We start from the raw sequence: 4,844 nt of genomic DNA, 5'->3' as shown, positions 1-4,844 counted from the left end.
CAGGGCGTCACGGTTATCGGGCGTGAGGGGGATGTCACGGTCACCGGCAGCACCCTGCACAGTGACCAGGGTGCCATTGCCCTGCAGGCGAAAAAGGATGTGGTCCTTAACCACACCACCGACAGCGAACATCGCGTCTCCAATGAGGAGAGCCGCGGCAGGAAAACCAAGGGTGAGCGCGCCGAAGAAGTCCTGCGGGAAAACGTGGTGGGCAGCACCCTTAGCGGGCGTGATGGTGTCACGGTGGTGGCGCAGGACGGTAGCATCACCGCCACGGCCAGCGCCCTGCACAGCGAACAGGGTGCCGTTGCCCTGCAGGCGAAGCAGGATGTCACCCTCAATACCGCCACCGAACGCGAGTCGACCTTCAGTGAAGAGCGGTCACAGAAAAAAGGCTTTCTGAAAAAAAGCAGCAGCCACAGTATCGCCAACGATGCCACCACCCGAGAGAAAGGCAGCCTGCTGAGCGGGGAGCACGTCAGCGTCAACGCCGGCAACGACCTGACGGTCAGCGGCTCGGCCATTGCCGCCGACCGGGATGTGAACCTGCAGGCCGGAAATAACGTCGATATCGGTGCGGCCACCGAGACCGACACGCACTACCGGCTGGAAGAGAAGAAAAAGAGCGGCCTGCTGGGCAGCGGTGGCATCGGGTTCACCATTGGCAAACAGTCGAGCAAACACGAAATCGACGAAAAAGGCCGGACCCAGAGCCAGAGCGTCAGTACCGTCGGCAGTAGCCAGGGCAGTGTCAACATCACCGCAGGCAACCAACTGCACATTGGCGGCGCCGACCTGGTGGCGGGTAAAGACCTCAGTCTCACCGGCGACAGCGTGGTTATCGACCCCGGCGTTGATGCGCGCACGCGCAAAGAAACCTTCGAGCAGAAACAGAGCGGCCTGAGCGTGGCGTTGTCGGGCACCGTGGGCAGTGCACTCAACACCGCCGTCAGCTCGGCGCAACAGGCGAGAAAGGAAGGCGACGGACGCCTGAACGCGCTGCAAAATACCAAAGCGGCACTGTCCGGCGTGCAGGCCGCACAGGCCTGGGAGCGGGATAATGCGCTGACCGCCTCGGCGGAGGCGAAAAACGCCGCTGCTGGTTTACAGCCGGGAGACAAAGGTGCGGCGCAGGGTGCCACCAATACGGTGGGAATCAGCGCCTCCTACGGCAGTCAGTCGTCGAAAAGCGAAACCCGCACCGACAGCCGCCAGTCGCAGGGCAGCACGCTTACCGCCGGGCAAAACCTGTCGATAACGGCGACCGGCAAGAACCATAATGCGCAAAGTGGCGATATCACCATCACCGGTAGCCAGCTGAAGGCGGGCAAAGACCTGTCGCTCGATGCGGCGCGGGACATTACCCTGCAGTCGGCCCAGAACAGCGAAAGCACCGTCGGCAAGAACAGCAGCAAAGGCGGCAACGTGGGCGTCGGCATTGGCGCAGGCTCGGGCGGCTATGGCATCAGCGTCTCGGCCGGCGTCAATGCCGGCAAGGGGCATGAGAACGGCAACGGCCTGACCCATACCGAAACCACCCTGGATGCGGGCAGTCATCTCAAGGTGACCAGCGGCCGCGACACCACGCTTACCGGCGCGCAGGCCAGCGGCGAAAAGGTTACCGTCGACGTGGGCCGTGACCTTCGGCTTGAAAGCGAACAGGACAGCGACCGCTATGACGCCAGACAGCAAAGCGCCAGCGCGGGCGGCAGCTTTACCGTCGGCTCGATGACCGGCTCGGGCTATATCAGCGCGACCCAGGACAAGCTCAAAAGTAATTTTGACAGCGTCAAGGAACAGACTGGGCTGTTTGCCGGTAAAGGCGGGTATGATGTCACGGTCAAAGAACACACCCAGCTCGACGGCGCTGTGATTGCCAGCACGGCCGACAAAGAGAAGAACCGGCTCGATACCGGTACCCTGGGCTGGACGGATATCCATAACCAGGCGGACTACAGCGCGACACACAGCGGCGGGTCACTCAGCACCGGCGGACCGGTGGGCAAGGACCTGCTGACCAACATGGCCGGTGGCATGCTGTCGGGCGCCAACAACAGCGGGCATGCCGAAGGCACGACAAAAGCCGGCGTCAGTGAGGGTACGCTGCTCATCCGCGACAAAGACAAACAGCAACAGGATGTGGCACAGCTGAACCGGGATACGGATAACGCCAATGCCGGCAGCATCAGCCCGATATTCAACAAGGAGAAAGAGCAGAACCGGCTCAAACAGGCGCAGTTGATTGGGGAGATTGGCGGTCAGGCGATGGACGTCATCCGCACGCATGGCGAAATCGCCGGGCTGAAGGCGCAGACAGACCCGGCCGCGCTGTCACAGGCCCGGGAGCAGCTGGAAAGGGAAGCGAAAGGCAAACCTGTCAGCGATGCGGCGGTGATGAAGCAGGCGTATGATAATGCCATGCAGCAATACGGCACCGGCAGCGACCTGCAGAAGGCGGCGCAGGCGGTGACGGGGGCGCTGACGGCGCTGGCGGGCAATAATCTGGCCGGGGCGTTGGCGAGTGGCGCCTCGCCGTACCTGGCGACGGAAATCAAGAAACTGACCACCAATCCGCTGACCGGTGAAGCAGACGTTGCCGCCAACGCGATGGCGCACGCGGTGCTGGGCGCAGTGACCGCGCAGCTGAACAACCAGTCGGCGCTGGCCGGCGGACTGGGTGCCGGCGGAGGAGAACTGGCGGCGCGCTACATTGCCGGCCAGCTGTTCCCGGGCAAGACGGCGGAGCAGCTGAGCGAAAGTGAGAAGCAGCAGGTGAGCGCGCTGAGTCAGCTGGCGGCGGGGCTTGCGGGGGGGCTGGCTACGGATGATACAGCGGGAGTCGTCACCGGAGGTCAGGCTGGCAAGAATGCGGTGGAGAATAATGCGCTAAGTGTTCCGCAAATAGAAAGTTTTGCGGAAAAAGCCAAAGGCTGTGAGGCCCGTGGTGACTGTGGTCAGATCGTGAAAGAAATGGAGGATCTGAGTCTCAATCAGCAGAAAGAAATGATTGCGGTCTGTTCCACCAATCCTGCAGCCTGCAAAGAGAAATACGGTGATATCCCGGCAAATGGAATACTGGTTCGCAAGGCGCTTGATAGCCTGTTTGATGCAGATGTTCCGGCAGAAATGAAGAATGACATATCTTCATTCTGGGCGCAGCAGATGGAAGCGGAAGGTGTCGTTACCAGCACCGAGTTTGCGAGCCAGTTGGAAAGCCGGTATGGCATGGACAAACAACAGTCTGAAATCTTGGCAATGGCGGTGCTGGGTGCCGTGACCGGCGGGATGGGTAAAGGCGGAAAGCCGGGGGCGGGTACATCAGGTAAAAACATTGTTGTTGTGGACTCAGGTAAGAAAGGAGCTTGGAACAAGGCGATGAATAAGCCGGAACCGAACACTGTTTATAAGGTCGATGGGAATAAGACTTATCATACAGATGAGTTAACCAGAACCACTAATGTTAGTGCATCACTAAGCCTATCTAAAAATGATAGAAATGGTTATCAGCAATGCAAAGCAGGTAAATGTGGCAATCTCGGTGACGAGGGTGGTCATTTAATCGCCAGCATCTTTCATGGCCCTGGTGAAAAGTTAAATCTGGTTCCGATGGATGGCAATCTTAACAAAGGTGCGTGGAAACAGATGGAGAATACGTGGACTAGAGCTTTGAAGGATGGTAAAAAAGTTGATGTTAATATCCAACCTTTATATTCAGGTAATAATACTAGACCTGATAGGGTAATCGTAAAATACTCAATTGATGGCGGCAGACCTGTGAATGTTGACTTCAAAAACTCTCCGGGAGGGAAATGATGCAACATACTGATCTTGAGCAAAAAATAGGCCAAATATTATTTGATTGTGGTCCTCTTAATGCTCAAAAGATAATCGTAAGGGCCAAGGTTTTCTCTGATGACGATGGTGGCACATATGAGTTTGACTACCTTGATGAGAATGGTGATCTGGACTGGTTTGATCCTGATGGTAGGGCTGTCGCAGATTTAACGGATGCTTTGGTTGCTTATAAGCAATTTTTTGTAGAAAACAACTTAACAAATGGGAAAACTATCTGGTCTAAATGTGAAATAACCGTTGATATACCAGAAGAAAAAATAAGTATAAGCTTCCAATACGATGACTAGCAAAACTCCCGGCCTGTTGACCCAGCTCATTGTTTTTATGTATGTTTTGAAACCCTGAGATTGCTGCCGCAATCGGGTGAAGAGAATGTAGCGGTGATTTCTCACATTTTCGCAACGCTAATCCCAGATACGATGGGCTAGTCCTCTGCGATAATCAACTGGGATATCAAGAGGCAAGTATCGGCGCGCCACTACGGACTTACCCTGTAGGGGAAGAAAAATTTTTAGAAATCAATAAAGACTTCTTTGCTGCCTTTCTGACCATGTCGTAGCACCCTGTGTGGATTCTAACCACGCAGGAGTGCACGCCATGAAAATCAGCACGTTGCTGACGTTGTTTCCTCTGCTGATGCCGGCATCGGTGCTTGCCGGCACGGTACTGTATACCGATTCCCACCATCCCCCGACGAATAATGATGCCTCCGTGACCGTGATTTATCTTGACGGTCCGGAGCAGTTGCAGACGCAGCTGTTTGGCGCACTGTCGTCGAACCCGGATGAAGCACAGCGCCAGGCGCAAGCCGTACTGCAGTCACCACGATGGCAGGCGCATGAAAAGGAGCTGGCCACGGTTTACCGCGCGGTGGTGCGCGCCTGGGAACTGGGCGTCAAAAAAGTCCCCGCTGTCGTGTTTGACGATCGGGATGTGGTGTATGGCACCGCTGATATCGCCCGGGCCACCGCGTTGCGCGCGAAGTCACT

3 protein-coding genes are annotated in these 4,844 nt (G+C 56.8%); all 3 read left to right on the top strand.

The genetic code is table 11. The annotated features are described in order from the left end of the window. A partial coding sequence (locus AC4PR2_RS27385) for a hemagglutinin repeat-containing protein (protein WP_492175835.1) occupies nucleotides 1-3,813 on the top strand: 3,813 nt, incomplete at its 5' end. Further along, nucleotides 3,810-4,142, top strand: coding sequence for a hypothetical protein (locus AC4PR2_RS27380; RefSeq protein ID WP_492175834.1), 333 nt, complete (start codon nucleotides 3,810-3,812; stop codon nucleotides 4,140-4,142). The genes AC4PR2_RS27385 and AC4PR2_RS27380, both read left to right, overlap by 4 nt. A 310-nt stretch (nucleotides 4,143-4,452) precedes the next feature. Beyond that, the coding region (locus AC4PR2_RS27375; protein ID WP_492175833.1) for a TIGR03757 family integrating conjugative element protein at nucleotides 4,453-4,844 on the top strand (392 nt) is incomplete at its 3' end.

The sequence above is a fragment of the Serratia sp. A07 genome, assembly GCF_058725505.1.
This window is presented reverse-complemented; position numbering and strand designations above follow the sequence as displayed.

Bases quoted from the DNA above. Each gene is read 5' to 3' on its own strand.
- AC4PR2_RS27380 (WP_492175834.1), top strand. From the start codon at position 3,810: ATGATGCAACATACTGATCTTGAGCAAAAAATAGGCCAAATATTATTT.